Consider the following 26,217-nt stretch of genomic DNA (forward strand, 5'->3'; position numbering starts at 1 on the left):
CTCGAAAATTCAAGCTACTAGTGATGACTACTTCCATCCTGAAACTTTATTCTCTGCTGATGGATTAAGGCTGCTTCGCGAGCAGGTTAAAGCTCTCGGATGGACAAAGTTCTCTATCTGTGGATTTGAATGTATTTAATTTTAATAACGAAGGTAAACCATGAAAGATGTGAAATTTGCCTTTGATAAAGCAAGCGTTAGGACTTACGACGAGGACGGGATGATGCACGTAGCATTAACCCCAATCAGCAAGGCTAACGTGTGTATCTACTACGGCAAGGAAATACCTGACTCTGAGGCGTTAGGTTTAGACCCAAATAAAGCCTATCGTCTGCTACGTGACCCTGAAGAACTCAAGAAAGCTGTCAGTACATTCAATAATAAGCCTGTGCTCAATAAACACATCGGCGTAACCGTGATTGACCCACCAAAAGACGCAATTGTCGGCTCTACTGGAGAGCGTGCAGAGTTCGATGGTACTTATCTTAAAAACTCAATGGTTATTTGGGATCTGGACTCAATTCTCGGCGTTGAAACTGAGAAGCAAAAAGAAATTTCCTCATCTTATCGTTATCGACTTGATTTGACAGCGGGAGAGTATGAGGGAGAAACATACGATGGCGTAATGCGTGACATCGTTTGTAACCATGTGGCCATAGTGCCAAGTGGTCGGGCAGGCCCCGACGTATTTGTTTATGACTCGAAACCAATAGGAATCAAACTGATGTCAAAATTAGAAAAACTTTGGGCGTATTTGCTACCTAAATTAGCTAGTGATGCAGATCCAGATGAAGTGAAAAAAGAAGTCGGAAATGTCATTAAAGATGAAGATGACGACAAAGACGACAAAAAAAACAAAACTGCTGATGATGAAGACTCTGATAAAAAAGAGAAGGCAGCAGACGACAGTGATGATGAAGACGATAAGTCTAAAAAAACTGCTGACGATGAAAGTGACGACAAAAAAGCCAAAGACAACAAAATGGCTATGGATGCCGCTATTAGCGCAGTAGAGCGTAAATTTATGGAGTTACGTCAAGCTGAACGTGATGTTCGTCCAGTCGTTGGAGAACTGGCCTGTGATAGTGCAGAAGATGTTTATCGTACAGCTTTAAAGCAAATGGGCTGTGAAGATTACGCATCAATTCCTGCATCAGGACTGCGTTCTGTTTTCAATGCCTACTCAAAAGTGCCTACGATGGCTCAAGACTCCGCACCTATTGCGGCATCCTCTCGCGATAATGTTCGCAAGTTCTTTGATGGAGATAAATAACTATGGCATTTCAATCAAGTGTTCGCCTTTACTCTGGCGTAGGTCAGGAAGGTCAACCAGCATCTAATAGCCCAATTGTTGCAGCAGCAGGCGGTGTCGGTGCGTTCAAGGCAGGTGATAACGGCCTTAATATGTGTCGTTTCGCTTGGCGTGACGCGAAAGACCCTAAAAAATTAAACAACAAAGGTACTGGCAAGCCAGTTGGTTTTGTCTACAACAATGCTAATGCCACCATTGATTACCTACAAAGCAATAGCTTGTTAATCCCGAAAGGCCGTGAAGCATCTCCAATTGTTGGTGGTGATTTTTGGGCTAAATCAGCAACACAAGCGATTGTTGGTCAGAAAGTATTTGCGGTATTAGCAGACGGAACAATCAAAACGGGTGATGCTGGCGCAACTGTTGATGGTGCAATCGAAACCGAATGGTATGTAGCAAGTGCTGCCGCTGTTGGTGATTTATTCGTAATTTCTACATGGAGCAAAGCATAATGCCACAATTAACACAGGCTGATTTCTCAGCATTTAAAAAGGAAGCAGAATCTCGCGGTTTTTACCTACCGCCTTCTGTGACTAAATTCGCTATGGATGCGGAAATTCAGCCATCCATGCCTGCGAACGGTGGTATTCCTGCTATCGTTTCAACATTTATTGATCCTGAAATTGTCCGTACTATCTTTGCTAAGCAAAAAGCAACTGACATTTTAAGTGAGAGAAAGAAAGGTTCATGGGCACAAGATACCATGATGATCCAGCGCGTTGAGCAGTCTGGTGACGTGGTCGCGTATGATGATTACAGCGAACAAGGTGCAAACCAAGTTACAAACGCATGGGAAAATCGTCAAGTGTTCCGTTATCAAACAATGGTAACTTACGGTGAGTTAGAGCAAGAGCGATATGGTTTAGCTATGCTGCCTTATGTTGCAGAAAAACAACGCGCCGCAGCTTGGACTATGAATCAGGAGCAGAATAAGTTCTACTTCTATGGTGTTGAAGGTTTGCTTAACTACGGCATTCTGAATGACCCTGCATTACCAGCACCAATCACCCCTGCTACAGTTGATGGGAAAACGCAGTGGAAAGATAAGCAAATTATCGATATCTATAACGATATCCTGTCACTTTATGCAGACCTGATTGCTCGCACTAATGGTGCCGTGGGTGATGGTGTTGATATGGCATCTCCATTAGTTCTTGCAATGAGCCCTAAAGCTTCCGTTTGGTTTAAAAAATCAAATGAAATCTTTGGCAACTCTGTTGAAAAAATGGTTAAAGATACGTTCACTAATCTACGCATTGAAGTCGCGCCACAATACGACACTGATGCTGGTGAGTTGATCCAGATGTTTGTTGAAACAGCCCAAGGTCAAAGTGCTGGTTATTGTGCGTTTAGTGAAAAGCTTCGCGCTCACCCAGTTATCACAATGTCCTCAAGCTGGAAGCAAAAATATTCTGGCGCAACTTACGGTGCGGTAATCACTCAGCCGTTCTTATTTGCTCAAATGCTAGGGGTGTAAAGTGGCTAAAGTTTCAAGTTATGTTATTGGTTGTAAATTACCTAATGGGATCACCTTTAAGCATGAAGGTAAAGATATCACGCTATTGGGTGCCAACTCATCCGCTCTTCTGAATGGGTTTGGTATCACTCAGGATGTTCCTGCTGATGCTTGGGAAGCCTTTGAGAAGTCATTTAAAGACCAAAAAATATTCCTTAATGGCATTGTGTTTGCTGTGACGGATTATAAATCTGCCGAAGATGCTTCAAAAGAGCGCACCAAACAGAAAACAGGATTAGAGCAAGCCAGCACTAAATCTGCTGGGGTGGAGCCACTAACAGAGGATTAATTATGGCAATCGTGGAACTGAATAAAACTACGTTCCGCGCCATGTTCCCAGTGTTTTCCAATATATCAGACGATTTATTACCTTTCCTTTTCGACCAAGCCACCGATTACCTCGATAACACTGAATTCTCATTGGTCTATCAGACTGATAAGCGAGAGAGATTGCTCTACTTGCTTATGGCTCATTTGGCATATATGAGATACGGAGATAAAGACAGCAAAGGTGGCTCGGGAATGGTTGGGAGAGTGTCGTCTGCAAGTGAGGGAAGCGTGTCTGTATCTTCTGAACTTGGTGCGCTTGAGTTTAGAAATGCATGGTACACGCTTAGCCCTTACGGAATGGATTACTGGCAGGCCACAAAAGTTTATCGAATGGCTAACTACTATCCGGGGAGCATTTATGGCTAATGGGCTAGAAAAATACCTAACGGATTTAGCTGCGAGACTGGATGCAACGGAGGTTAAGGCAGGGTTTATTGATGGCACTACCTATCCTGATGGTACGAGTGTAGCTGAGGTTGCTTATAAGAACGAGTATGGGGTTCCTGAAAATAATCAGCCGCCCAGACCATTCTTTAGAAATGCCATTAATAGTAACAAGGAGGAGTGGGTTAGAGGGGTATCGAGAGGATTGGCTTCTGGTGTCAGTTCCAGAGATGTTCTTGAGGTAATTGGCGCAAGAATGAAAGGTGATATTCAGACATCAATTTCTGAGCTGGTTGATCCTCCGCTATCTCCAACTACTTTAAAAATAAGAAGAATTAGAAAGGTTATGCCTAACTCATCAAATAAACCACTGGTCGATACGCGGGTAATGATTGGTGATGTTAACTACGAGGTGATTGATGATCAAAGTTAGAGCTATTGCCAACTCAGCCATTCAAGTCGTTAACAAAAACCTACCTGCGACCCTAATCGCCAACGAGGGATTTGAAATTATCCCCGGAGGTAAGCAGGTTCCTAAATTCGTCTCGTATGAAATAAGCGTCCAAATGCAAAGCTTGAGTACTCAAGACCTTGAGCATTTAGGTGTTATCAATCAGCAAGGTGAATTCATCTACTGTTATGCGAGAGGGCAAATCGAAGCCATTCGCAGAGCAAAAGATAAAGGGGCTGACAAGATTAGTTTCGTTGCATACGGTGAATCCGAACCATCTGAATGGTTGGTCACTAAGGTCATAGAATCATACCCATCATGGGTTAAGGTGCTTTTATGGCGACAATAAGCATTACTGAAGATGATCTCTTTCTTGAGTTATGGACATACTTAACTGATTTATTTGGCTGCCCTGTTGTTCGTGGTTATGAAAATAATGTTCCCGTACCCAAAGACGGCATTGTCATGCACATGCTGTACGAAAGAGATTTGGATTACACGGCAGATTATTGGGAATCGACAACGGAAGAGGTAACAGCACAGCGCTCAGTAGAGGCTACTTTTCAGTTTGATTTTTACGGTGAAGAAGCCAATAACCGATCAAGAGTTGTAGCAAATCTCTGGAAGTCATCATACACAACCGACCGACTCAAAAAATGCAAACCTTTAGACAGCGGAAGTCCAAAGAAAAACGTATTGGTTAATGAAGCAAATCAATACGAAAACCGCATGATGCTAGACGTTACCCTGCAGTATAACCCTGAAATCTCTTATCACACCGATGGTGTCAATCGAGTCTCTATCACTACCACTCAAGTTTAAAAGGTAAAAATATGAATTCTATTCCAGCAAGCGATATCGTCCAGATATTGCCCGGTGTCGTTGGCACTGGTGGTAACCCTCTGGCACTTAACGCGCTGTTTATTACAAAGAAAAAAGCAGAATCAATGCTAGGTGTTCGTTCATTCGGATCTGAAGATGAAGTCGGCGAAGTGTTCGGCATTGACTCTGATGAATATCGAGCTACTCAAATCTATTTCGCTGGTTTTGTTAACTCAACCTCTCGACCTGAATCACTCTACATTGCCTATATGAATGGTGAATCGGAGTCAGCAAAACTCATTGGTTCTAAAGTTCCTGTTCGCACCGAAAGTGATTTCAGCCCACTACCAAGTGATTTAACTTTAACCATTGATGGCGAGAAAGTTTCCGTGACCATTGATGGCGAAGTGACAAGTTACTCTGCTTTAGCTCAAGCGGCGACTGCTTCACTGGGTGCAAAAGGTCAATGTGCTTATGATGCTTCATCGCAAACTTTCGTTATCTCTGGCGCCACAAAGGGAGCGAAAGGCAACATCTCATTTGCTGTTGGCGATTTAGCTGAATTTATGGGGTTGACTGAATCATCTGGCGCACAGAAAAATGACGGTATTGATGCTGATTCTATTGAAGAGCTAATGCCTCGTATTACCAAAGAAACGCGTAACTTTGTTTCGGTAATGACTTTGGGCGACTTCTCGGTGAGTGAAAAGCTCACAATTTCTCGCTGGGTTTCATTGCAGAATGATCGCTACATTCACGTACTGTACCACTCAAATGATGATGATTTAAAAACCATCTCGGATGCGATTATTGGCGCAGAAGTTGGTGGCACAATACTGATGTACGGTGATTACACTCACGGTGCTTTCGTGTGTGGCTATCCTGCCTGTCTTAACTTTGATGAATTAAACGGCCGTACAAACCTGTCATTCCGTTACCAAGAAGGGTTAGCGCCATCAGTTGATGAGAAATCAAAAGCAGATGAGTTAATGAAGTTAGGGTTTAACTTCTACGGTGCATACGGCACAGCTAATGACCGATTCATTTTTGTTTATCCTGGTTCAATCTCTGGCAAGTTCAAATTCATGGATAGCTACGTTAACCAAGTATTCTTCAATAGCCAGTTACAACTAGCACTCATGACCATGTTAGTGAGCAACAAGAGCGTTCCATACAATGATGCTGGCCGAGCCATGCACCGCGCAGCAGTAACCGATCCTGCCAATCAAATGCTTAACTTTGGTGGCATTCAGCCGGGTGTTGAATTATCCGAACAACAGAAAAAGCAGATTAACTACGAGGCTGGTTTTGATGCGGTATCGCAACTGAAAACCGCCGGTTGGTGTATTCGCGTTGGTGAAACCCCAGCTCAAACCCGAGGATTGCGTAAATCCATGCCATTAAAACTCTGGTACGCAGATGGCGGTAGTGTCCAGCAAGTTAATTTACCGTCAATTAACGTTCAATAGGAGTAATGAATTATGGGTATGGGCCATAACGAAAGAACAATTACCTCGGCAAACTCAGTCATGATGATCCGCTGTAAGGGTATTTATGATGACTGGGTGCGCATTCAGGGTTTCCAAGCTGACAACGCATGGGAGTTTGGTGACGCAAATATCGGCGAAACTCGCATGGGGGTGGATGGCAAACAATCCATTGGTTACACACCACACGAAACGCCATGGACACTGTATCTGGAGGCTAACAGCGCATCTATTGAAGTGATGGAAACTATCCGCAAAGACTTCAATAGCAATATGGAAGTGCGCCCGATTGAAATCATTATTGAAATGCCGTCAATCGCTAAGCGTTACACAGGTAAAGGCGGTTTAACCACCATGAAAGGTGGCCCAAGTGGTAAGAAAATGCTCGATGGCACAACTTACAATTTCAACATGGTTACAGAAGGCGCAGAGGAAATCTAATGTCACTAAAAACAAAAACTATCACCATCGAAAAAGGTCGTGATGAAGGTAAAACATTCGTCATTACTGAAATGCCGATCACTAAAGCCGACAACTGGGCCATGCGTGCTTTATTTGCTATTGCTAATGGTGGTATCGATATCGAAGGCATTAACCCTAACATGGGTATGCTAGGAATGGCTCAGGTGGCGATTAAGGCACTATCTGGCATTAAGCCTGATGTTGGTATTCCGTTGCTTGATGAGCTGTTAGAGTGTGTCCAAGTGATTCCTAGTGGTGGTAATGCGCGAGCGTTGATTATCGACTCAGATATTAAAGATTTAAGTACGATGTTCACACTCCGCAAAGAAGCGCTAGCCATTCATATTGATTTTTTAACTCAAGGCGGTGGGTCAGACTTGAAAAGTTAAAAGCTGGTCTACCGCTAAAGGATGGCGTACTCGCTGAAACAGCTAATGTATCTAGTGTGGTGTCTCAGGTAATTACATCCGGTCACGCCACACTGCATGAACTATCGACGGTATACAGTCTTGAGGACTGCATGAATTTGATAGAGATACATCAGGTCAGCGAGTACAACAAACAATTAATGAAAGAACTCAGTGAGTCTGAGTAAGTGCCACAAATGTGGCTTTTTTATTGCCTGAAATTTGAGGTAACACTATGGCTACAGTTGTGGAATCACTGATTGTCTCACTGAAATTAGACAACACTGAGTTCGGACGTGCAGTAAAACAAGCAATTGAAGATAACGAACAATTATCTGATGCGGTTAATGGTGTTGGTGATGCGTCAAAAGATGCAGGTATTAATATCAACATCTACACGCAGGAAACAAAGAAATCCAACGACGAAACAGATAAAGCCAAAAAGAAAAATAAGGATTTAGAGAAAACAATAAATGGAGTTGTAAAGGCTTTATCTGGCTTATTTACCACAATATTTGTTTCAACCGGTTTACAAAAACTGATTGATGAAACCAGCAAAACCAATGATCAACTCTATTTCTTAAGTAAAAACTTAGGTATGAATGCAACCGACATTAAACGGTGGCAGAACATGGCAGAGATGACAGGCGGTAGTGCTGATGGAATGGCAGCGAGTTTATCGGGCTTGAGTCAATCCCTGTGGAACTTAGTCACCACGGGTGATGCCTCTATCCTGCCTTGGTTTAATGCGCTCAATGTTGATGTGGTTAACTCTGGCGGTCAAATTAGAGACCTTAATGATATCTTGCTCGATGTGTCTGATAGCCTATCGAAAATGTCACGACCTCAGGCATATAACATTGCCAAAAATATGGGGTTCGATGACGGCACAATAAATCTGTTGCTTGAAGGTCGTCAAGCTATGCAACAGATGCTAGAAACTCAAAAGCATATCGTTATCTCCAGCGAAGAAGAATTAAAGCTCAGTCGTCAACTTAACCAGCAAAACGCATTAGTCAGCAAGCAGTGGGAAGGTTTAAAAACACTCATTGCGAACTACTTAATGCCTTACTTCCTCCGCTTCTCTGAGAAGGTCTCAGGTTGGCTTGATTACCTCAATAAAAATAGAGAGGTAGCCAAAGACCTGTTTAAGGGAATGGCGGTTGTTCTTACAGTATTTCTGATCCCTGCACTAATAAAGGGTGCAATCGCAATGGCTGGCATGTTCGCCCCTTTACTTACCGGAACGGGGTTAGTGATTGCATTGGGCGCGGCATTAATACTGTTATATAGGGATTATAAAAGATGGAAAGAAGGAAAGGACTCTTACTTTGATTGGTCTGAATGGTCTAAAACAATCGAGACAGTCCTTGGTTGGTTAGATGGTTTATCTGAGTGGTTTAAGAATACATCAATAGGTAAATGGTTTACCGATCAGGACGGTAGGGTTAATGGATGGAAACTTGCATTAGGTGGATTACTTGCGTTCTTCACTGGTAAGTTTGCACTTGGGTTTGGTAAAACAATATTATCAATTGGCAGTGCATTTGCTGGACTCATGGGGTGGCCGATGTTGATTCTGGGAGCAATTGCAGGAAGCTTGCTCTGGTTTAAAAACTACGTTGATAACTTAGATCTCGGCTCACTCGCTCCTGAAATAGCAAATGTCACTATGACGGGAGTTAAAACGGCAGATGCTTTATCTCACGTTTCAAAAGACAAAAGTAATGCCGAAAATGCGAACATTATTTTAAGTTCGTTAGACTGGTTGATACCGGGTGGAAAGGCTATTGGTCATATTACTGAAGAAGTGGATAACAAAGGTTTCAAGAATGCAGTTGGTTCAATGGTTAGTGGGCTTGGTGGTTTCGCCAAAAGAGTGCTAACGCCTGCGGTTATCCCAACTAGTGTTGAGGTTTCAGGGCAAAATAAAAGAGTTTATAAGTCAGCATCCTCAGATCAAGTAAAGGAGGGAGGCTCTAGATCTTGGAGAAATAACAACCCGGGAAATATTGAGTACGGAGATTTTGCAAAAAAATTTGGAGCGATCGGTACAGATGGTCGTTTTGCAATATTTCCTGATGAGGAGACCGGAAGAAAAGCTAAAGAATATTTGATTTTTGAAAGTAATGGTGGCAGAAAATTAGCGAATAGTGGTGATTATGGTGCAGGTCTGGGCTATAAGGATAAAACCCTATCCCAAGCAATTACTGCATACGCCCCACCTGATGAAAAAGGGAATATAACAGGTGATTATATAAAAAGAGTACTGTCATCTGTTGGTGTTGAAAAAAGAATGGGTGATTATACCAATAGCGAGAGATTGGTAATTCTAGAAGCCATGAAAAAAGTAGAAGGATGGAGAGAGGGTAGTCAGCAATTAATAAATAAATTAGATAGTAAGATTTCCAGACCTTTAGTTAAAGGAGGAATTAGCGATCCACAAAACTTTTTATCCCAAACTCAAAAACTAAGCAGCAACCCAACTACTGTTAATAATAAGACTGATGTAAATATTGGCGACATTAATATCACAAGCACCGCTCCTACAATAAAAGGAACTATTGATGACGGAAGGAGAGCTGCGAGAGAATCACTATCACAAATAATGCCTGCAATGAGCTAACTTGCTTCAAATTGCACCAACCCAGTGGCACAATTACTTAAATGTTATTTAATAAGGATGAGAAATGCTAAAGACAATAGTCATTGGGTTGTTGTTATTGCCATGTGTTGTATTGGGGAGCGATAATTCGACATTGGTAAGTAAAGGAAATGATGGTCATAATCTACTTATCGATGGTAATTATGAATGTTTTTATAACAATTTTGAAAAAGCAAATCAGGGTAATAATAAATTATCTGGTGCTGAGTTGTATATTGAAAAAATGGAGAATGACACCGTTCTGTTTATAGCCTCTCTACCGGGTGATATATCATTTAATCCCCCAGTAGCGGAAAGAAACAAGCAAAAGAAAGACTCAATTTCTTATTACACTGAAGATGATAACGGAAGTGGTTTTGTTGTTGGGTATATTGAAGATATAGGATTGGTGTCTGCAATTAATATAGACTCAGGTTCGGTGAAGGCTAATATACTTATATATGATTGTAAAATAATAAGAAATTTAGAGAACCCAGTTAGCACAAAATAACATTCAAAAAGTTAATATGAATATCAGTGAGAATAATCATGGTTAAAAAATTATTTATTATTGCTGTCACATTTTCTTTGTCATCATGCGCTATTTGGGAAGGTCCTAAATTTAGTAAGCCTGTTAAGCAAGATGTGGATTATGAAGCATACGTAGTAAGAAATGGTAATTATCTCTGTATTTATGATGTTGTGGATAATTACAATAGATCATTATTGATAAATAGCGCCAGATTAAGAAAAGCTCCGCTAGCAGCATTAGACATTAAAAGAGTGGATGATTACAAGGCTACTGCTGTTTTAGTGTTGGATGATGGTCGAATGTATAAGGGAGGAAACCTTAAACTACAAAGGCCAGAAGAAAATTCTACAAGCTACGAACAAAGACCGTCTCCACAAAATATAACTAAGTCTTTTTACACATTTGGATTTACTTATCATACTGATAAAAATAAAAGCCTAAAGGGAGTGGTGGCTTATCATACGGATCTATCAACTGAACTAACAGTCGTTGCAAAGTGCTTTAGTGATGAAAAAGTTAAAAGCATGATGAGTAAGCCAGGATATGGATTTTACCAATAAACCCTCCTCAACCACAAAGACTAAACAAGGGCATCCGTGCCCTTTTATTTTATTTTGTGTGGGATGGTTCTTTAGGTATCTCAACCATAAATCCATCGACACTCCAAGTTTCATCCCAAACATAATACCCAAGTTCTTTTAGCTTGCTAAAAGTTGTATCAAATAAACTTTCAAACACATCTTCATCAATATCTTCAAGCTCTAAATCATTAAGGTCTATATAGAATTTTTCATGCCCTAATCTTATTTTTTTATTAATTTCATCAAATGTTCTTTTGAATATGATGTTTTTTATTTCTTCTTTGGCGTTATTGGCAATTTTTATAGCATCTTTCGCTGAAATTAAATCATCTTCATTAATCTCACCAAGAAAGCTAGAGTCCAGCCTTTGAACTATTTCGGCATTCATTGAACGCCCATTTTCTTTTGCGGTTACTTCTATTTTTTCTTTTAATTCAATTGGTAACCTAATTCTTAATTGCGGGTCTTCTCTGCTCATAGAAACACCAATCACTCGTAATGAAAATAATTACAAATTATGCCCCACTGTGGGGTTGACTTCAATGACGCACGGTGTGACAATGATTTTGCCCCACATTGAGGCATTGAAAAATTAAGGATGAAATAATGCAAAAAGCAAAAGATATGTATCAGAAGAAAATTAGATTTCCAGAGGATGTATGCAAAGCGATTCAAGCTAATGGGAATTTGGAGTGTAGAAAATTTAATACTGAGATTATTTATCAACTAAGAAAAGCTTACGGATTGATAGAAAGTAAAAGCCCCAGTTGCGCTAACAACTGAGGCCAGTTGCCAAATAAACCCATCGAAAGGAATAAATGACATGAACATTGTAGCGAAAACAGATTTAACTTTCCAGAACATTACATTTGAGCCGATTTATCAAGATGGTCAGTTGTGGTTCACATCGACTGAATTGGCTAAGGCTTTAGGTTATAGCAGAACCGATAACGTTAACCGTGTTTACGCTCGTAATTCAGATGAATTTACGGACTCAATGACAACCACCGTCAAAATGACGTTGGTTAGGAAAACTGGTGAAGTTGATGTAATGGTTAGAGTTTTTTCTTTACGTGGCGCTCACCTGATCGCAATGTTTGCATCTACTCCAGTGGCTAAAGAATTTCGCAAATGGGTACTGGATATTCTGGATAGAGAAGTAGCTGACAAGAAAGATTTACCAGTAGAAAAAGATAGTTCGGTTAGTGCAAATGGATTGTTAGCAAGATTAAGTCTGATTTGTACAACGTGGGATGAAGCTAAAAAGGATATAGAAAACTTCGATCCGAAAATGGCGAAACATCTCAATTCAACAATGAGTATGTTCTTAATGTACTCACAACACATGAAAGGAATAGTTAAGACAAAACAAGTTAGGAGATTAACGCATTGATGGGCACTAAAAACAGAAAAGCCAACAGGGGCAAACTGCTGGCTAATCCCAAACAAAACCAAGAAGGAATGTTTCATGAGTCAAATTACAGTAGCAAACAATAACTCAGTTGTCACGCAAAACCGTTTTACAGTTCCAGAAGTCTATTACCGCAACCAGAAGGTTATCACTACTGAATCACTGGCTATTGGTTATGGTGCAACTGATAAGAAGATTACAAATAACTTTAGTCGAAATAAAGACAGATTTGTTGAAGGTAAGCATTACTTCGAAATTAAAGGTGAAGAGTTACAAGAACTTAAAAGGCTCCCCTCTTTAAGAGGTGTGGTTAATAAATATGCAAGTCAGCAAATTTTCTGGACTGAGCGTGGGGCATCTCGCCACGCTAAAATATTAGAAACTGATCAAGCGTGGGATTTCTTTGAGTTACTCGAAGATACCTATTTTGGATCACGCAAAAATAATACCCTTCCTAGTAATTACATTGAAGCTCTGGAAAATTTACTAAAAGCGGAAAAAGAGAAAGCGGTAATTGCAGCAGAGCGTGACCATGCAATAGAAACCAAAGCATGGATTGGCAAAAAACGTGAAGCAACTTCAATGGCTACGGCATCTAAAGCTGTTCGTGAAAAGAATCGCCTTGCTGAAAAGCTAGGTGAAAGTAAAAAACATGCAACAGTATTAGCAGTAGAAAAGAAACTAAACAAAAAATTCAAATGGCAACCATTGAAGAAATGGTGCAAAGAGAATGATGTAGAAATATCTACTGTTCATGATGATCGATACGGAACAGCTAACTCATATCCATCAGGCGCATGGAAGTCTGCTTATGATGTGGATTTAGCTAAATTGTTCTAATCACCCAAGCCAAGGACGGCTTGCTTGAGATCACATATCACGCCTCTTAATTGAGGATTTTCACGTTGGAGATAACAATGTTCGGAATGCCTGATATACCAAACTGGAAGGGGTTGCCTAACGCTGGATTAGATGCAGGTATTAGCCTTGGTGGTGCTGCGCTAATTAATTCCCTATTCGGCAACTACTGGGGAATATTTAATGAATACGGTGTTCCGTTATTACTCGCTGATAACGTGATATCACTCCAGTATGAAAACAAAAGCCGTGTTGTAAATGCGCCTATCGAAAGAGGCACATTTGCCAGCTACAACAAAATAAGCGATCCATGGAAAGCAACTGTACAAATGAGTAAAGGTAGCGGTGGTGCTTTAGAACGAGGTGCTTTCTTGGCTCAACTTGAAATCCTATCTAAAAGCACATTACGATTTATTGTTATTACGCCTGAGTTTGTCTACAAGTTTGCAAATATCGTCGGGTATGACTTAGCGAGAGAGGCTAAAGACGGGGCGACACTTATTAAAGTAAACGTACATCTTGAAGAAATTCGAGAGGTCACAGTTAGCTACGCTGAGGAAGAAGTCACCAAGCCAGATGATTCAAAGGTGAAAGATACTGGTGATCAGACTCAAAAGGTGGAATCTCAGGGAATATTTGACTGGGATGATGAAATAAACGAAATACAAAATATTTCAAATATAGTTCAGAAATCAATAGGTTCGCTGGAAAATTTTCTCAAGTTTGCACAAGGGCAAGTATCTGGAGGTTAAATGAATTTTGAAATAAAACTATCGCCCACTCCAAACCAATCAACCTCATTCACTATCAATAACACACTTTACGAACTCACGTTAGAAACCAGAATTGAAAACCTATTTGCCACAGTAAAACGAGATGGTGAATATCTGGTGTGTAATCGTATTTGTCGAAACCTTACTTACATTTGCCAGTGGTTGATATTTGTCGATATCGAGGGGAATACAGATCCAGTGTATTCAGAGTTAGGCTCACGTTATAAGTTGGTATGGAACGATGGCATTCAATAGAAAAGTATTGCGCATAACATTAACGCTATCGGGTGAGAATCAATCATTTTCTACTGAGAATAAAAATAGCCTGTCTGCTATTGGATTGAGGGCGAGTGCTGAAATTAACTATGGCAATGGCTCTCCTGCACCCAGTGCCAGAGTGAAGATTTACGGTTTACCGATTGAGACAGCAGATAAGTTACTGCGCATTAAGTTCAATTCGTTAAACGGATTAAGAGACACGATAGCAATAGAGGCAGGGGATCAGGATAGTGAGTTAGTGCCTGTGTTTAAAGGCGGTATTACATTTGCTTACCCTGATTTTGGTGATGCGCCTAATGTTGCTCTGATTATTGAGTCACAAACAGCAGTGCTTGAAAGTATGGCTCCTGTTGATGCTGAAAGTTACAAAGGCTATCAAGACGTTGTCAACATTATGGGGCAGATATGCGAAAGAGTGGGCTATACGTTAGAAAGTAACGATGTGAACGCAAAGCTCAACGATGTTTATCTTTGTGATACTGACATGAAAAAAATAAGAAAACTCGCTGACGATGCTCATCTTGACCTTTATCTTGAAAATAACCTTGTTGCCATAACACCAAAAGGACAGCCGAGGAAAATTAAAATCCCTATCGTTTCTCCTGAAACGGGATTAATTGGCTACCCGACCCCAACAATGGTTGGTGTTAATTTCAAATGCTTCTTTGACCCACTTGTCCGCTTCGGAGGAGTTGTCAGAATTAAAGATAGCGAAGTTAAATTTTGCAATGGCGACTGGCTGATTTATGGGATTAGGTCAACCCTTGAAACCGAGCAAGAGTCTGCAAGGTGGCATATGGAGGTTTCAACACAAACATTAGGAAATAGGAATGTCGCAATCAAAAAATGAGACAGCCTCACTATATGGGCCTAAAGATATGGCTGGCGGTATTGGCACTCAAGAGATGATCATTAACTCATTGATTGGTCGCGTAGCAACTACCACTGTCTGTAAGGTTGTGGCGATTAAGCCTAGTGGAACTGATGCGGTTGGATTGTTAGATGTCATGCCACTGGTGCTTCAAGTTGACGGAGCGGGGAATACTTACAAAAACGCAGTTATCCATAACGTGCCTTACTTTCGCTATCAGGGCGGCGCTAATGCGGTAATTATCGACCCTAAAGTCGGTGATTTGGGTATTTGCCTTGTTTGTTCTCGTGATATCTCAAAAGTTAAGCGGACGAAGGATGAAGCCGCGCCAGATAGCAAGCGTCGATATGACTGGGCTGATAGTTTGTATATTGGGGGAATCCTTAACGGAGCGCCTACCCAATTTATCCATTTCCTAGAAAGTGGAATAGATGTTGTATCGACTGGCGTTATTAAAATGAAAGGAACTAAGGTTGTTTTAGATGCCCCAGTAGAAACTACATCAACATTACAATCAGCAAGCCATATTACTGACAATACTGCGCAGGGCAACACTCAAACAATGGCATCAATGAGAACCACTTACAACGGCCATACCCATAGAGAAAACGGTCAAGGTTCTGATACGAACCAACCAAACCAGCAGGTATAAAATGAAAACATTATTTCTACTGCCTGATACATGGGATCTGACCCTTGATGTATCGGGAAACCTCGCTATTGCCTCTGAACAGTATGAGACGGCTCAATCAGTTGCTAATAAGTGCCGAGTGTTTATGAAAGACCTTTATTACTCACAAAATGAGGGCATTCCTTATTTGGAGGATATTTTAGGCAAGAATCGCTACTCACTTTCTCTATACCGGCAGAATTTAGAAGAGGCTGCGCTTTCTGTTCCTAATGTCGTTACGGCTACTGCTGAATTATCAACGGCAAATGACAGAGTGGTTAGAGGTAGGATTTTATTCACTGACAATAAAGGAAATAAAGGGAGTATTTCATTATGATCCCACCGGTACAAATACTTCCTCAAGGTATCGTCGCACCAACCACTCAGGAAGTGATAGATGGATTATGGCAGTTAATGAAGGGGTGTTTTGGTGAGAACATCAATACATCGATGGATACACCTCAGGGTCAGTTAGTCACCACATTATCAGCCGTTATTACTGACGAACGAAACTTCATGATTAACCTATTAAACAGCTTTGATCCACGCTATGCATCAGGTCAAATGCAGGACGCTCTAGGTTACATCTACTTTATGCAACGAAAACAAGCGACACCTTCTGTGGCTGAGTTAACTTTTAACGGATTGAGTGGTGTTGTGATACCTGAAAATTATCAGGTAAGTGATGATAGAGGGTTATTCTGGTCAACATCTGAAGAGGTTGTCATTAATGAATCAGGCGTTGCAGTAGTCAAAGCCAACTGCTTAACCTCAGGTGCTATCGATGCACCAGTAGGCGTTATTAATCGACTAACTAAAAGCATTAGTGGACTGGATTCGGTATCAAACAGAACAGCAGGAATACCGGGTAGAAATGCTGAAAGTAGACAAGAGTTCGAATATCGCAGATCTGAATCTGTCGCAAAGAATGCTAAGAATACCAATTCAGCAACTTATGGTGCAGTAGCTAATCTAAAAGGCGTTATTGATTGCTATGTTGTTGATAACCCAACAGATGCAACTATTCAGGTAGGTAAAACAAAATACTCTTTAATCAGAAACTCAATTGCTGTTTCAGTAGTGGGCGGGGATAATGAAGAAATTGCACAGCAAATATTAACGAAAGCTGGCACTGGGTGCTCGTTCGTGGGTAACACAACAGTTACTTATGAAGATAAAGAAAACTTTCCTTACATGCCACCTAAGTACACGGTGAAATTTATTCGACCATCGGATATCGCTGTTACATTCACAATTACCGTTGAAGATAAAACACAATTAACTCACCAAGCAAAGCAAGCCATCATAAAAGCTATTACCGAGGAATTCACGACTGGTAGAGGAAAAGGGCAAATCGGGAAGAGATTAATTGCGAGTGATTATGTATGCAGTGTAGCTCAAGCAACTACCTCACGATTAATCAATATTCAGGTTGGTAGAAAAGGATCTGCTCTGGCTAGTTACATTGATTTTGGGATAGATGAGTTTCCAGTGTTATCGGTAGATGACATAAGGATAGAGTAATGATTGATATTAGAGATACATTACTCAGCCAATATGCCAACTCCCCCAATATCCTCGCAATACTAAAATCAGCAAATCAATCCATCGACCCACGAAACCATGTAGAGGAATTCTACAATATGGCGGTGAACTTACATTCTGCTGTTGGGTTCGGACTGGATATATGGGGGAGAATAGTTGGCATTGGCAGAGGACTTTCAATTCCAGATCCTGACGATAACTACTTCGGGTTTGAAGGAACGGAAAAATTTAGCCCTTTTGGACAAGCGCCTTTTTTCGGAGGTAATCCGGGCGATGTGACTTATGAAATGTCTGATGACACTTATCGTGAGGTTATCATCATAAAAGCCTATTCAAATATCCTTTATGCAACGGCACCAAATATTAACGCTTTTCTTAAAGCCTCATTTTCGAGAGGAAAAGCCTATTACCTAATCACTGGTCACATGCAAGCAAGATATGTATTTGAGTACCGGTTATCAGAATTCGAAAAAAACTTAATATTTCATCACAACATTTTACCTCGACCATCAGGTGTTGATGTCGGCGTAAATGAGCTTCCTACAAATGAATATTTTGGATTCTACGGCAGTGGATTCCAACCATTCAACCAAGCTCCTTTCACTAAATAGGTAAGAAATGAAAAATCCAAAATTAATATCTAAGCCTTTCGCACAGAACGGGCAGAAAAACGTCATCCCTGAAAAATACGAAACTAGCATGGAAAGCAACCAAGCGACATGGGATCAGGGGTTTGGTCAGATAACCATGCTGCCAGTTAGTGCAGGTGGCTTACCTCCTAAAGGGCAAGATTTTAATGGCATACTAAACCAGATGTGTGAAACCATCGTTCACATCTCAAAAGGTGGTGTTTTTAAATTCTCTGCTGATTATGCAGCAGCTATTAATGGCTATCCCAAAGGGGCAATTCTTCAATCAGAAGATGAGAAAAAATACTACCAGAGTTTGATTGATAACAATAAAGTCAATTTCAACACTGCAAGCCAAGATCAAGTAAAAGCATCTTGGAAGCTGGTAATGACGGATGACGTACTTGATCAGTTATCAAAAAAACTAGAATCAACAGCAATAGTACAATCCACAGGAACTTCAACAACAAGCGTAATGAGTCAGAAGGCATCTACTGATGCATTCCAACCCAAGGGCACATACCCAACAACATCAGAGATGAATGTTGAGCTTAACAAGAAGGTTGATAAAGCTAACATCTCTCAGCAATTAGCAAATGATGTTAATAAAGTGCCGAGCTTGGATTTAGTAACTAAAGAATTAGGGAAAAAACAACAGACAGGAGATTATGCAACAAGTACAGCACTGAAAAACGGGCTAGAAGGTAAATTAGACAAGTCATCAGTAGCTCAAACTACGGGCACATCAACAACAAGCGTAATGAGCCAAGATGCCGCTACAAAAGAATTTATGAAATTTGGTGATTATGGGTGGGCCGGGACGAAGGGGGTGAATGCTAGTTATAGTGATACTAATAGTTTCCTGAGTTATTTAAAAACGGCAACAACAAAAACTCAAGTAATGAGGAATGAAACACCAACTGGTGTTTCTGCAGGATCATCCCCAGTGGCTTATTTTCGTACTGGCGATACATTTATGGCTTTAACTGCGGCATTTTTTGGTAGTAGCGTGAGGGTTATTGCGGGAAATAATGAGAGCCAATTTGTACATGAGATTTATACAGACAGGAATACATCAAAAGATAAGAATGGATTCATTCGCGCTTCTGGTAGTGCTGATACATTAACTACTGGTAACGTGGTTCAATTCGCGGGTGCGTCAACAGAGAATGTAATGAGCCAGAAAGCCTGTGTTGATTACTTTCAGAAAAAAGGAGACTACCAACCTGCTGGAAATTATGCGCTAAAATCAGAACTTAATGATATTGAGCTAGTTCCTCACCCTATCCCATGGTCACTGACCACGGCACCTGCTGGCTATCTAATTTGCCAAGGGCAGACATTCAACAAAGCGACATATCCTAAACTAGCTATTGCATATCCATCTGGAAGACTTCCTGACTTACGTAGTGAATTTATCAGAGGTGCGGATGCAGGGAGAGGGATTGATACGGGGCGCGAGGTGCTATCTTCCCAATCAGGAAATAGCTTATTAAGCGCTAGAGGAATGGGGGGAAACAGTGAGTTTTCTTTAAAAATGAGTGCTGGTTCTGTTGGTACCGATAATCAGGGGCAACGTGAAATTTATCAACAAATCGAAGGGCAGAACGGTAACGAAACTCGTCCACGTAACATCGCATTTTTATACATAGTGAGAGCAGCATAATGAACAAATATAATTTAGATATTCAAAATGGAAAAATTGGTGAGAATGGTTTAGCGGAAGTTGCTGGTTGGATAAAATGTTATTTATCACACCCTCAGACTCGTGAATACATGGGCGCAACAATGGAAAACGTTATGTTTGATGTTTCTCTTCAATCGGGTGCGTACCTAGATGAACCTAAGTTGCCAAAAAAAGAAAATCAGGCAATAAGACGCAAGATTGATGGTAGCGCATGGGAAGTTGTCGATGACTATCGCGGACTTGTTGCATATCACATACAAACAAAGCAACCAGTAAACATTGATTTTATCGGATCATTACCTGAAACGTTAACACTATTACAGCCGGTCGGTGAGTTCGATAAGTGGAATGGTGAAAGCTGGGTTGCTGATGAGCAAGCTATTAAAGAAGCACAAATTAACTCAGCTAAGAAACAAAAAATAGAGTTATCACAAGAAGCTGAAAATCGCATTGTGCAATTAGAGCGGAAAATCAAATTAGAAATGGCAAATGACGCAGAAGTTGGGTTGCTGAAATCATGGGAAATTTACACAGTCAAGCTTGATGATGTAAATCCAGAATTAGCGCCAGACATTGAGTGGCCACAAAAACCCGAGTGATCACTCCGCTTTCAAATACTGCACCGAGCTCCCATCTGGCAACTTCTTACTTCTCTCACGATAAAACGCTAGTCGTTCATTAAAGTACGCTCTCAAATGTGCTGGCTGTTGTCGTTCAACTTCGGACGCGACACCTGAAGCTACTAAATCGACATTAATCTTGTCTTTTTCTTCTTGAGTTAAGTTTGCGAGGTTCATAGTAGATCCAGTTAGTTTTTGGAGAGTTTGGAGAGTATAGCAGGGTGTGGAATTAAAAAATCAGAGGTGGTATAAAAGTATCACCTTTCTTTTTTCTGCATTCATATCTTATCAAAAAATAACCTCTAAAAATCCAAAAGGGGTATTTATGGGGGTATTAAAATTTATTTGTATATTTATTTCTATATAAATCATTGTGTTAATCTCTTTGTTTTATTCTCTCCTCCTCCGCCACTTCAATGTCTCCTAACATCTCTTAAAGTCTACTTATCCCAGTAAAATCAAATCTTCTCATTTAATCATTGTCTCCTAAAGTCTCTTAACGTCTCTTGAAAGCGCTATCATTTGTTGGGTAGTTTTTTGCCTTTAAATGGAATTCTAAGGGTTTAATAAATTTTGTATTAATGTTGGTGTACCAGTGAAGAGAACCATAATCGCTCCGATTGATAAGTTATTTGATTGGAAGTGGCTGGCTGGCTTTTTTCTAGGAATATTACTTATAGTAGTTATATGACTTGATGGATATTCTATAAAAAATCAATAATTGAGATCATGAAAATGAGTACACTTTCTCGAATATGCAATTTATCGTTAGTAATTATAGGGTTATCGGTGATATCTGTTTCTTATGCGGATCCAAATAATGGACATGGAAGGGGACAAAATAAAGGCTTCCAAGGGGAAAAACCAAATAAATGGCATAATAAATCACAGAATAATCACTTAGGTAATGAAGCGCTTTTCTCTGTTTCTTTATCTTATAATGAAGCGAGAGCGTTTGCGTTGGAAGGCGGATTTACGGGATATTCATCGCTCCCCCCGGGTATTGCTAAAAACCTAGTAAGAGGGAAACCATTACCTCCAGGTATTGCAAAAAAAGCGGTTCCTGAAAAAATGCTTAGACAATTGCCTTATTATCCAGGTTATGAATGGCGGATTGTTGGTAATGATTTGGTATTAATTGCATTAAGCACCGCAATAGTAACTTCCATTATTAATAATGTTTTTGACTAATAAAGAGATAAATATATTGTATATCTGACATGAATAAGCATGTTTTTTTTGTAATTGGATACTTAACTGTCCACTTGATAAATATCAACAAAAATATGTGGTACTCGTAATTGGCTTATGTAGGTTTTAGCTGAAGTTATTATAAATTTATTTGCTATTATTTAGCTTCGTTAGAATTTAAATAATTGGTAACTTAGTTTTCATCAGTGAGGGTAATTATATTATGGTCAACTTTAGTCTATTTTATTACGAAAATAAATTAAATTAAAGTAATTGGCTTAATAAAGTTAAAATAAGGAAAATATCAGCAATAACAAGTAATACGCCAATAAGTGTTCTTGCTAAAAGACATGAAAGTGTTGTAGGCGGAGCTTTAGGAAATAATGCAGAAAAACTCCAATAGGCTAATATAGTGGTCAAAAAAATTGCAAAAAATATAGAACTAATAAAAAAGATCATTTATTGATACTCTTTTTATATAATTGATAAATAATAGTTCGGTTATCACTTTATTGTTAAACATCTACGAAAATTATCGTTCTACACTGTTTTATTAATATTTTCCAATACGCATTAAAGCATCTTCAACATCTTCATCATGATCAATGGTAAAAGCAATAAAATCTTCAGTTTTTGGGATTTTTTTGTAAGTCTCTGTTTGCTTAAACAGAGTTAAACATTCTGAAAATATTTGAATAATTCTTGTTAAAACATGAGGGTAAGAACCGTCTTCATAAGATTTTTGATAAAGTTGTTCTAAGTATGTTTCATTGATGGGGTAAATGGTGCCAAAACATTGATATTCCCAATCACCAGTATTGTACTTTAAGCTATTTATCTCGTCTTGTGAATGATAATTGTTACCACCAGATTTATTTTGATAGTAATTTAATGTTTTTTGAAAATATTCTTCTGTGTTTAAACAAAGATTTATTTCTCCATATGCGGCGTTTAAATCAAACGCAAAGGCATAAAAGACTTCGCTACATTTATCTGTTAAAAATTTTTCTGTCTCTGTTATCGCAAAAGAAACAATATCATTTTTTATTTTTTCAATAACTTCATCATTTAATGTCATAGTTAACTCATAATTCAATTAAATATATTGATAATACTCTTATTAAGATAGTATTCGGAATGTAATCATAAAAATTTCTCTGTATGAAAATAATAATAGCATTATATTAATATTATATACCTAATGATATGAAATAATGCTCTTTACTTTTGAATAGTGATAGAAAACACCTAATGATGGTTCAAAAGGTGTTTTCGCATAGTGGTTAACGCGAGATAACTCGTTTACCTTTATAATTAAACCAATTTTCACGTAATTTATCGTAACTAAGATTAAATGCATAGGTATAGAAAAGAAAAAAGGCAAAAAAGCCGACTTCTAATAAGAATGCATTCCACAGTGACATATTTAATAAAAATGCCAATATCGGTAAACCAATGATTACAAAACTTAATTCAAATCCAATAGTATGCATGATTCGTACTTTTGTTGGTCTTGGACCTTTGATTAAGGGCCAATAGCGGTCAAAAATCATGTTGTAAAATAAATTCAATAACATAGCTAATGTTGATAAAACAATAGCTACGGTTCCCATTTGAAAAATTGAGCGACCCAAAATCCATGCACTAAGTGGCGCTGTTATTGTGATGGCTATTATTTCAAATGAAACAGCGTGAAAAACGCGCTCAGTAAATGTTTTTTGATATTGGCTCATACCCCACCTCAAATTAATTATTTAGCAAAAACGAGTGCAATTATTGATAATATTTTGTATATATACAAAATAGGAGCCATCGAAAAAGCCGATACTATAATGAACTATTCCATAGAAACTTTGCGTACATTTATTGAAGCAGCTTCGTTAAAATCATTTTCTGCCGCTGCGCGAAAATTAAATAAAAGCCAATCTACTGTCAGTAGTACGATCAGTGGATTTGAAGATGATATGGGTTTTGAACTATTTGAACGTAAAGGAAGAGAATCAACGCTGACTTTTGCAGGGCAAAAGGTATTAAGTTTAGTTGAAGACATATTAGCGGCGGATGAACGTTTACAAGCACTAAGAATAGAACTATCTCCAGAAATGGAGCCCCGTCTAAGCTGTGTTTTTTCGGATATGTATCAACCCCCTCATTCTGAGCAACTTTTAAAACTTCTAGATAAAGAATTTCCTCATATTGAATTTGAATTTCTTGTTGCTGAAAACGATGATGTCATCAATATGCTACAAAATAATCAGGCGCATATTGGTATGATGGAATCACGAATAGAGTACCCCGTTGATATCGCTTTTGCCCGTTTACCTGTTAGTGGTGAATTAGGATTATATGCACATAAAAATCATCCTCTTGCGAAAGAAATTAAAATTAACTATCAGCATTTAACGATGCATCGTCAACTAAGGCTAAGTAGCCGTGCTCAATTTATTATTAATAGTGAAAAAAATTGGTTGGCACCTAACTATTTGTTACTGCTTGAAATGGCGGAGCAAGAAATGGGATGGGCAATATTACCCACTTGGCTCGTCGAGCAATTTGGGCATGAGTTATTAGTTAGCCTTAATTACGATCAGTTTCCGAAAAAAATTGATATTGATTTAGTGTGGTCTAGAAATAATCCACCAGGAAAAGCGGGATATTGGATGATAGATAATCTTTTGAAAAACAACATTCCGCATTCTATTTAGTTAAAAAGAAAAACCATCATTAACAATGCAATAATTGATTGTATTGTTGAATAAAATCTACCTCTTTTAATAGGGTGTTTAAAATGCACCTTTTTAAAAAAAGGGGATAATGGAGCTTTCGGTTGATTAATATCTTGCTTTTTGATTCAACTTTTTTAATTGAAGGTTATTTTTTAGGCATTTGGTTGGTGTTATTATAGAACTTTTACTCATCAACATAATTTCTTTGTTCTATAATTAATCAAGTCTAGGGTATTAATATTTAATTCATTATTTAACATAATTGAGATGTCACTATGGAATTAAAGGATTACTACGCCATAATGGGTGTCAAACCCACTGATGATACTAAAACGATTAAAACTGCTTATCGTCGTTTAGCAAAAAAATATCATCCAGATGTCAGTAAAGAGCCAAATGCTGAAGAGCGCTTTAAAGAAATTGCTCAAGCATGGGAAATATTAGGTGATGAACAACGTAGAGCCGAATATGATGAACTTTGGGCTCATCGTAACGATCCTAAATTTAGGCAATTTACACAACAACATTCAAATAAGGAGCAAGGAAGTTTTAGCCAAGAAGATTTTGATGATTTTTACGCTTCATTTTTTGGTCAACATTCGCCATTTGAAGGGCGTCGATCTCGGCAGGCACCTAAACAGCGTGGGCATGATTTAGAAATAGAATTAGCTGTTTTTCTGGAAGAATCACTGGAAGAGCATAAGCGTACGATTAGTTATCACTTACCTGTTTATAATGTTTTCGGAGTTTTGGAAAAAGAGATCCCTAAAACTTTGAATGTGAAAATTCCAGCCGGTGTTATTGATGGGCAACGTATCCGTTTAAAAGGTCAGGGAACAACAGGTGAAAATGGTGGAGAGAATGGTGATTTATGGTTAACAATTCGTATTGCACCTCATCCCCTATTTGATATTAAAGGTCACGATTTAGAAATAGTCGTCCCAGTAGCTCCTTGGGAAGCTGCATTAGGTGCAAAAATTCCTATACCTACAATAAAAGAAAAAATATTGTTAACGATCCCTGCTGGAAGTCAAGCAGGACAAAAGTTACGTATTAAAGGAAAAGGGTTAGTTAGTAAAGGGGTTAGCGGTGATTTATATGCAATTTTAAAAATTGTGATGCCACCTAAACCTGATGAAAATATACGAGAATTATGGCAACAAATTGCAGATAGCCAGACCGATTATAATCCACGTAAAGACTGGGAGAATAAATAATGGGTCAATTAACAACAACCGTATTTACTGTCACTGAGTTTTGTCATCATACTGGAATATCAAATGATGAACTCAACGAGTTTGTAGCGCTTGGTATGATAGAACCGCTAGAAATTGAAACTCAGGAGTGGTTTTTCGATGATAACGCTATTGTGGTGACTCATCGTGCATTAAAACTTCATAAAGAGCTTGCATTAGATTGGCATGGTATCGCTATTGCACTGACTTTATTAGATGAAAATGAGCAGTTAAAACAAGAAAATAAGCAATTACGGCAGCAGTTAATGCGTTTTATAGATGAATAAAAATTAATAAAATAGCCACTAAAGCAGTAAATAAATTCAGTGGCTATTTTTATACCTAAAAATTTATTTTTTTACTTTGTTTATCTGTTTTGTTTTTAATTTAGAGTGCAGTGAAGGTTTATTTAATAATAATTTATAAAATTTATTTAATAAGTGGTTCTTGATCATTTTATTTGTAAAATACAGTTTTCTAAATTTAGGAAAATATAATTATATAATCACTCCAATAAGAGTCGTTAAATTAAAAGAAGAGTTTTAACAACTGGTTGAAATTATAAAATAAAAAATAAACTTATGGTTTCTGATAAAAATCTCTAGAAAATAAAATTAAAACGTTTTTTAGAACGGTACAATAAAATTAACATAAGTTATTATTAAATTTATTGTATCGTTATCATCTTTAACATTAACAGTCATTTATATAAATGACATTGCTATTAATTACATGAAAATAATGTCAATAACAAATCTCATCTTGATTTATTTGTCTTTCAAATATGTTTTCTC

35 protein-coding genes are annotated in these 26,217 nt (G+C 38.7%); 30 read left to right on the forward strand and 5 right to left on the reverse strand.

The window, feature by feature from the left end:
- Positions 1-220 precede the first annotated feature (220 nt).
- From SB028_RS06990 to SB028_RS07055, 14 genes are all read left to right on the forward strand, one after another.
- On the forward strand, positions 221-1,273 hold the full coding sequence (locus SB028_RS06990) for a DUF2213 domain-containing protein (protein ID WP_318860005.1): 1,053 nt from the start codon (positions 221-223) through the stop codon (positions 1,271-1,273).
- A gap of 2 nt (positions 1,274-1,275) precedes the next feature.
- Positions 1,276-1,764: a hypothetical protein gene (locus SB028_RS06995; RefSeq protein ID WP_318860007.1), complete on the forward strand. Its 489-nt coding sequence runs from the start codon at positions 1,276-1,278 to the stop codon at positions 1,762-1,764.
- Complete coding sequence (locus SB028_RS07000) at positions 1,764-2,789, forward strand: DUF2184 domain-containing protein (protein WP_164526641.1); 1,026 nt, start codon at positions 1,764-1,766, stop codon at positions 2,787-2,789. Before SB028_RS06995 ends, SB028_RS07000 begins: the two co-directional genes overlap by 1 nt.
- A 1-nt stretch (position 2,790) precedes the next feature.
- Positions 2,791-3,117: a hypothetical protein gene (locus tag SB028_RS07005; RefSeq protein ID WP_318860008.1), complete on the forward strand. Its 327-nt coding sequence runs from the start codon at positions 2,791-2,793 to the stop codon at positions 3,115-3,117.
- 2 nt (positions 3,118-3,119) lie between these two features.
- A complete protein-coding gene (locus tag SB028_RS07010) occupies positions 3,120-3,524 on the forward strand; it encodes a DUF4054 domain-containing protein (protein ID WP_318860009.1) in 405 nt (134 codons plus the stop codon).
- On the forward strand, positions 3,517-3,975 hold the full coding sequence (locus SB028_RS07015) for a hypothetical protein (protein WP_318860011.1): 459 nt from the start codon (positions 3,517-3,519) through the stop codon (positions 3,973-3,975). The genes SB028_RS07010 and SB028_RS07015 overlap by 8 nt, the downstream gene beginning before the upstream one ends.
- A 133-nt stretch (positions 3,976-4,108) precedes the next feature.
- The gene (locus tag SB028_RS07020) at positions 4,109-4,342 is read left to right on the forward strand and encodes a hypothetical protein (RefSeq protein WP_235365705.1); all 234 of its coding nucleotides are present in this window, start codon (positions 4,109-4,111) and stop codon (positions 4,340-4,342) included.
- A complete protein-coding gene (locus tag SB028_RS07025; RefSeq protein WP_318860013.1) occupies positions 4,330-4,815 on the forward strand; it encodes an LIC_12616 family protein in 486 nt (161 codons plus the stop codon). Before SB028_RS07020 ends, SB028_RS07025 begins: the two co-directional genes overlap by 13 nt.
- 11 nt (positions 4,816-4,826) lie before the next feature.
- The gene (locus SB028_RS07030; RefSeq protein WP_318860014.1) at positions 4,827-6,284 is read left to right on the forward strand and encodes a DUF3383 domain-containing protein; all 1,458 of its coding nucleotides are present in this window, start codon (positions 4,827-4,829) and stop codon (positions 6,282-6,284) included.
- 12 nt (positions 6,285-6,296) lie between these two features.
- Positions 6,297-6,743, forward strand: coding sequence for a phage tail fiber protein (locus tag SB028_RS07035; RefSeq protein WP_129037599.1), 447 nt, complete (start codon positions 6,297-6,299; stop codon positions 6,741-6,743).
- On the forward strand, positions 6,743-7,153 hold the full coding sequence (locus SB028_RS07040; RefSeq protein WP_049206580.1) for a hypothetical protein: 411 nt from the start codon (positions 6,743-6,745) through the stop codon (positions 7,151-7,153). Before SB028_RS07035 ends, SB028_RS07040 begins: the two co-directional genes overlap by 1 nt.
- A gap of 253 nt (positions 7,154-7,406) precedes the next feature.
- Positions 7,407-9,797 (forward strand): hypothetical protein, encoded by a 2,391-nt coding sequence (locus SB028_RS07045; RefSeq protein ID WP_318860015.1) that lies wholly within the window; start codon positions 7,407-7,409, stop codon positions 9,795-9,797.
- 64 nt (positions 9,798-9,861) lie between these two features.
- Complete coding sequence (locus SB028_RS07050) at positions 9,862-10,326, forward strand: hypothetical protein (protein WP_318860016.1); 465 nt, start codon at positions 9,862-9,864, stop codon at positions 10,324-10,326.
- Positions 10,327-10,364: 38 nt separating this feature from the next.
- Positions 10,365-10,907 carry a hypothetical protein gene (locus SB028_RS07055; protein ID WP_318860017.1) on the forward strand — a complete coding sequence of 181 codons (543 nt, stop codon included), beginning with the start codon at positions 10,365-10,367 and terminating at the stop codon, positions 10,905-10,907.
- A 49-nt stretch (positions 10,908-10,956) separates the two neighbouring features.
- Here the strand turns inward: SB028_RS07055 and SB028_RS07060 are convergent, their stop codons facing one another.
- Positions 10,957-11,406 (reverse strand): Arc family DNA-binding protein, encoded by a 450-nt coding sequence (locus SB028_RS07060; RefSeq protein ID WP_318860018.1) that lies wholly within the window; start codon positions 11,404-11,406, stop codon positions 10,957-10,959.
- Positions 11,407-11,534: 128 nt separating this feature from the next.
- Here SB028_RS07060 and SB028_RS07065 point away from each other — a divergent pair, with 128 nt between their 5' ends.
- From SB028_RS07065 to SB028_RS07120, 12 genes are all read left to right on the forward strand, one after another.
- Positions 11,535-11,711 (forward strand): Arc family DNA binding domain-containing protein, encoded by a 177-nt coding sequence (locus SB028_RS07065; protein WP_318860019.1) that lies wholly within the window; start codon positions 11,535-11,537, stop codon positions 11,709-11,711.
- A 112-nt stretch (positions 11,712-11,823) separates the two neighbouring features.
- Complete coding sequence (locus tag SB028_RS07070; RefSeq protein WP_318860020.1) at positions 11,824-12,321, forward strand: Bro-N domain-containing protein; 498 nt, start codon at positions 11,824-11,826, stop codon at positions 12,319-12,321.
- 75 nt (positions 12,322-12,396) lie between these two features.
- Positions 12,397-13,179, forward strand: coding sequence for an ORF6N domain-containing protein (locus SB028_RS07075; RefSeq protein ID WP_318860021.1), 783 nt, complete (start codon positions 12,397-12,399; stop codon positions 13,177-13,179).
- 77 nt (positions 13,180-13,256) lie between these two features.
- Positions 13,257-13,949: a phage baseplate protein gene (locus tag SB028_RS07080; protein ID WP_318860022.1), complete on the forward strand. Its 693-nt coding sequence runs from the start codon at positions 13,257-13,259 to the stop codon at positions 13,947-13,949.
- Entirely contained in the window at positions 13,950-14,225 is a 276-nt protein-coding gene (locus tag SB028_RS07085; protein ID WP_318860023.1) for a hypothetical protein, read from the forward strand.
- Complete coding sequence (locus tag SB028_RS07090) at positions 14,212-15,099, forward strand: baseplate hub protein (protein ID WP_318860024.1); 888 nt, start codon at positions 14,212-14,214, stop codon at positions 15,097-15,099. The genes SB028_RS07085 and SB028_RS07090 overlap by 14 nt, the downstream gene beginning before the upstream one ends.
- A complete protein-coding gene (locus SB028_RS07095) occupies positions 15,080-15,772 on the forward strand; it encodes a phage baseplate protein (protein ID WP_318860025.1) in 693 nt (230 codons plus the stop codon). Before SB028_RS07090 ends, SB028_RS07095 begins: the two co-directional genes overlap by 20 nt.
- A 1-nt stretch (position 15,773) precedes the next feature.
- Positions 15,774-16,127, forward strand: coding sequence for a hypothetical protein (locus tag SB028_RS07100; protein ID WP_049206563.1), 354 nt, complete (start codon positions 15,774-15,776; stop codon positions 16,125-16,127).
- Positions 16,124-17,314, forward strand: a complete 1,191-nt coding sequence (locus SB028_RS07105; protein ID WP_318860026.1) for a baseplate J/gp47 family protein — start codon at positions 16,124-16,126, stop codon at positions 17,312-17,314. The genes SB028_RS07100 and SB028_RS07105 overlap by 4 nt, the downstream gene beginning before the upstream one ends.
- Complete coding sequence (locus tag SB028_RS07110; RefSeq protein ID WP_318860027.1) at positions 17,314-17,946, forward strand: DUF2612 domain-containing protein; 633 nt, start codon at positions 17,314-17,316, stop codon at positions 17,944-17,946. Before SB028_RS07105 ends, SB028_RS07110 begins: the two co-directional genes overlap by 1 nt.
- A gap of 7 nt (positions 17,947-17,953) precedes the next feature.
- Complete coding sequence (locus SB028_RS07115) at positions 17,954-19,630, forward strand: phage tail protein (RefSeq protein ID WP_318860028.1); 1,677 nt, start codon at positions 17,954-17,956, stop codon at positions 19,628-19,630.
- On the forward strand, positions 19,630-20,250 hold the full coding sequence (locus SB028_RS07120) for a tail fiber assembly protein (protein WP_318860029.1): 621 nt from the start codon (positions 19,630-19,632) through the stop codon (positions 20,248-20,250). The genes SB028_RS07115 and SB028_RS07120 overlap by 1 nt, the downstream gene beginning before the upstream one ends.
- On the opposite strand, the gene SB028_RS07125 is transcribed toward SB028_RS07120, so the two are convergent.
- Positions 20,251-20,448, reverse strand: coding sequence for a DNA polymerase III subunit theta (locus SB028_RS07125; protein ID WP_318860030.1), 198 nt, complete (start codon positions 20,446-20,448; stop codon positions 20,251-20,253). It abuts the gene before it with no gap.
- A 558-nt stretch (positions 20,449-21,006) separates the two neighbouring features.
- On the opposite strand from SB028_RS07125, the gene SB028_RS07130 reads away from it, so the two are divergent.
- Positions 21,007-21,462, forward strand: a complete 456-nt coding sequence (locus SB028_RS07130; RefSeq protein ID WP_069368773.1) for an anti-virulence regulator CigR family protein — start codon at positions 21,007-21,009, stop codon at positions 21,460-21,462.
- A 264-nt stretch (positions 21,463-21,726) separates the two neighbouring features.
- Here SB028_RS07130 and SB028_RS07135 read toward each other — a convergent pair whose 3' ends face one another.
- The 3 genes from SB028_RS07135 to SB028_RS07145 form a co-directional block, all read right to left on the reverse strand.
- Positions 21,727-21,882, reverse strand: coding sequence for a hypothetical protein (locus SB028_RS07135; RefSeq protein ID WP_171729934.1), 156 nt, complete (start codon positions 21,880-21,882; stop codon positions 21,727-21,729).
- A 133-nt stretch (positions 21,883-22,015) separates the two neighbouring features.
- Positions 22,016-22,540: a DUF4303 domain-containing protein gene (locus SB028_RS07140; protein ID WP_069368771.1), complete on the reverse strand. Its 525-nt coding sequence runs from the start codon at positions 22,538-22,540 to the stop codon at positions 22,016-22,018.
- A gap of 205 nt (positions 22,541-22,745) precedes the next feature.
- Positions 22,746-23,195 carry a multidrug/biocide efflux PACE transporter gene (locus SB028_RS07145; protein WP_069368770.1) on the reverse strand — a complete coding sequence of 150 codons (450 nt, stop codon included), beginning with the start codon at positions 23,193-23,195 and terminating at the stop codon, positions 22,746-22,748.
- A gap of 99 nt (positions 23,196-23,294) precedes the next feature.
- On the opposite strand from SB028_RS07145, the gene SB028_RS07150 reads away from it, so the two are divergent.
- The 3 genes from SB028_RS07150 (at position 23,295) to cbpM (ending at position 25,710) form a co-directional block, all read left to right on the forward strand.
- The gene (locus tag SB028_RS07150) at positions 23,295-24,167 is read left to right on the forward strand and encodes a LysR family transcriptional regulator (RefSeq protein WP_069368769.1); all 873 of its coding nucleotides are present in this window, start codon (positions 23,295-23,297) and stop codon (positions 24,165-24,167) included.
- Positions 24,168-24,463: 296 nt separating this feature from the next.
- Positions 24,464-25,405 carry a curved DNA-binding protein gene (gene cbpA, locus SB028_RS07155; protein WP_069368768.1) on the forward strand — a complete coding sequence of 314 codons (942 nt, stop codon included), beginning with the start codon at positions 24,464-24,466 and terminating at the stop codon, positions 25,403-25,405.
- Positions 25,405-25,710, forward strand: a complete 306-nt coding sequence (gene cbpM / locus SB028_RS07160; protein WP_069368767.1) for a chaperone modulator CbpM — start codon at positions 25,405-25,407, stop codon at positions 25,708-25,710. Before cbpA ends, cbpM begins: the two co-directional genes overlap by 1 nt.
- The last annotated feature ends 507 nt before the right edge of the window (positions 25,711-26,217 follow it).

This window comes from Proteus vulgaris, assembly GCF_033708015.1.
Classification (GTDB): Bacteria; Pseudomonadota; Gammaproteobacteria; order Enterobacterales; family Enterobacteriaceae; genus Proteus.

What these genes read in the sequence shown, in the direction of transcription:
- SB028_RS06995 (WP_318860007.1), top strand. Translation starts at nt 1,276, where the DNA reads ATGGCATTTCAATCAAGTGTTCGCCTTTACTCTGGCGTAGGTCAGGAA.
- SB028_RS07130 (WP_069368773.1), top strand. Translation starts at nt 21,007, where the DNA reads ATGAGTACACTTTCTCGAATATGCAATTTATCGTTAGTAATTATAGGG.
- SB028_RS07040 (WP_049206580.1), top strand. Translation starts at nt 6,743, where the DNA reads ATGTCACTAAAAACAAAAACTATCACCATCGAAAAAGGTCGTGATGAA.
- SB028_RS07030 (WP_318860014.1), top strand. Translation starts at nt 4,827, where the DNA reads ATGAATTCTATTCCAGCAAGCGATATCGTCCAGATATTGCCCGGTGTC.
- SB028_RS07095 (WP_318860025.1), top strand. Translation starts at nt 15,080, where the DNA reads ATGTCGCAATCAAAAAATGAGACAGCCTCACTATATGGGCCTAAAGAT.
- SB028_RS07115 (WP_318860028.1), top strand. Translation starts at nt 17,954, where the DNA reads ATGAAAAATCCAAAATTAATATCTAAGCCTTTCGCACAGAACGGGCAG.
- SB028_RS07075 (WP_318860021.1), top strand. Translation starts at nt 12,397, where the DNA reads ATGAGTCAAATTACAGTAGCAAACAATAACTCAGTTGTCACGCAAAAC.
- SB028_RS07085 (WP_318860023.1), top strand. Translation starts at nt 13,950, where the DNA reads ATGAATTTTGAAATAAAACTATCGCCCACTCCAAACCAATCAACCTCA.
- SB028_RS06990 (WP_318860005.1), top strand. Translation starts at nt 221, where the DNA reads ATGATGCACGTAGCATTAACCCCAATCAGCAAGGCTAACGTGTGTATC.
- SB028_RS07015 (WP_318860011.1), top strand. Translation starts at nt 3,517, where the DNA reads ATGGCTAATGGGCTAGAAAAATACCTAACGGATTTAGCTGCGAGACTG.
- SB028_RS07145 (WP_069368770.1), bottom strand. Translation starts at nt 23,195, where the DNA reads ATGAGCCAATATCAAAAAACATTTACTGAGCGCGTTTTTCACGCTGTT.
- SB028_RS07050 (WP_318860016.1), top strand. Translation starts at nt 9,862, where the DNA reads ATGCTAAAGACAATAGTCATTGGGTTGTTGTTATTGCCATGTGTTGTA.
- SB028_RS07035 (WP_129037599.1), top strand. Translation starts at nt 6,297, where the DNA reads ATGGGTATGGGCCATAACGAAAGAACAATTACCTCGGCAAACTCAGTC.
- SB028_RS07090 (WP_318860024.1), top strand. Translation starts at nt 14,212, where the DNA reads ATGGCATTCAATAGAAAAGTATTGCGCATAACATTAACGCTATCGGGT.
- SB028_RS07080 (WP_318860022.1), top strand. Translation starts at nt 13,257, where the DNA reads ATGTTCGGAATGCCTGATATACCAAACTGGAAGGGGTTGCCTAACGCT.
- SB028_RS07120 (WP_318860029.1), top strand. Translation starts at nt 19,630, where the DNA reads ATGAACAAATATAATTTAGATATTCAAAATGGAAAAATTGGTGAGAAT.
- cbpA (WP_069368768.1), top strand. Translation starts at nt 24,464, where the DNA reads ATGGAATTAAAGGATTACTACGCCATAATGGGTGTCAAACCCACTGAT.
- SB028_RS07020 (WP_235365705.1), top strand. Translation starts at nt 4,109, where the DNA reads ATGCAAAGCTTGAGTACTCAAGACCTTGAGCATTTAGGTGTTATCAAT.
- SB028_RS07000 (WP_164526641.1), top strand. Translation starts at nt 1,764, where the DNA reads ATGCCACAATTAACACAGGCTGATTTCTCAGCATTTAAAAAGGAAGCA.
- SB028_RS07125 (WP_318860030.1), bottom strand. Translation starts at nt 20,448, where the DNA reads ATGAACCTCGCAAACTTAACTCAAGAAGAAAAAGACAAGATTAATGTC.
- SB028_RS07065 (WP_318860019.1), top strand. Translation starts at nt 11,535, where the DNA reads ATGCAAAAAGCAAAAGATATGTATCAGAAGAAAATTAGATTTCCAGAG.
- SB028_RS07010 (WP_318860009.1), top strand. Translation starts at nt 3,120, where the DNA reads ATGGCAATCGTGGAACTGAATAAAACTACGTTCCGCGCCATGTTCCCA.
- SB028_RS07100 (WP_049206563.1), top strand. Translation starts at nt 15,774, where the DNA reads ATGAAAACATTATTTCTACTGCCTGATACATGGGATCTGACCCTTGAT.
- SB028_RS07025 (WP_318860013.1), top strand. Translation starts at nt 4,330, where the DNA reads ATGGCGACAATAAGCATTACTGAAGATGATCTCTTTCTTGAGTTATGG.
- cbpM (WP_069368767.1), top strand. Translation starts at nt 25,405, where the DNA reads ATGGGTCAATTAACAACAACCGTATTTACTGTCACTGAGTTTTGTCAT.
- SB028_RS07150 (WP_069368769.1), top strand. Translation starts at nt 23,295, where the DNA reads ATGAACTATTCCATAGAAACTTTGCGTACATTTATTGAAGCAGCTTCG.
- SB028_RS07055 (WP_318860017.1), top strand. Translation starts at nt 10,365, where the DNA reads ATGGTTAAAAAATTATTTATTATTGCTGTCACATTTTCTTTGTCATCA.
- SB028_RS07105 (WP_318860026.1), top strand. Translation starts at nt 16,124, where the DNA reads ATGATCCCACCGGTACAAATACTTCCTCAAGGTATCGTCGCACCAACC.
- SB028_RS07060 (WP_318860018.1), bottom strand. Translation starts at nt 11,406, where the DNA reads ATGAGCAGAGAAGACCCGCAATTAAGAATTAGGTTACCAATTGAATTA.
- SB028_RS07140 (WP_069368771.1), bottom strand. Translation starts at nt 22,540, where the DNA reads ATGACATTAAATGATGAAGTTATTGAAAAAATAAAAAATGATATTGTT.
- SB028_RS07110 (WP_318860027.1), top strand. Translation starts at nt 17,314, where the DNA reads ATGATTGATATTAGAGATACATTACTCAGCCAATATGCCAACTCCCCC.
- SB028_RS07045 (WP_318860015.1), top strand. Translation starts at nt 7,407, where the DNA reads ATGGCTACAGTTGTGGAATCACTGATTGTCTCACTGAAATTAGACAAC.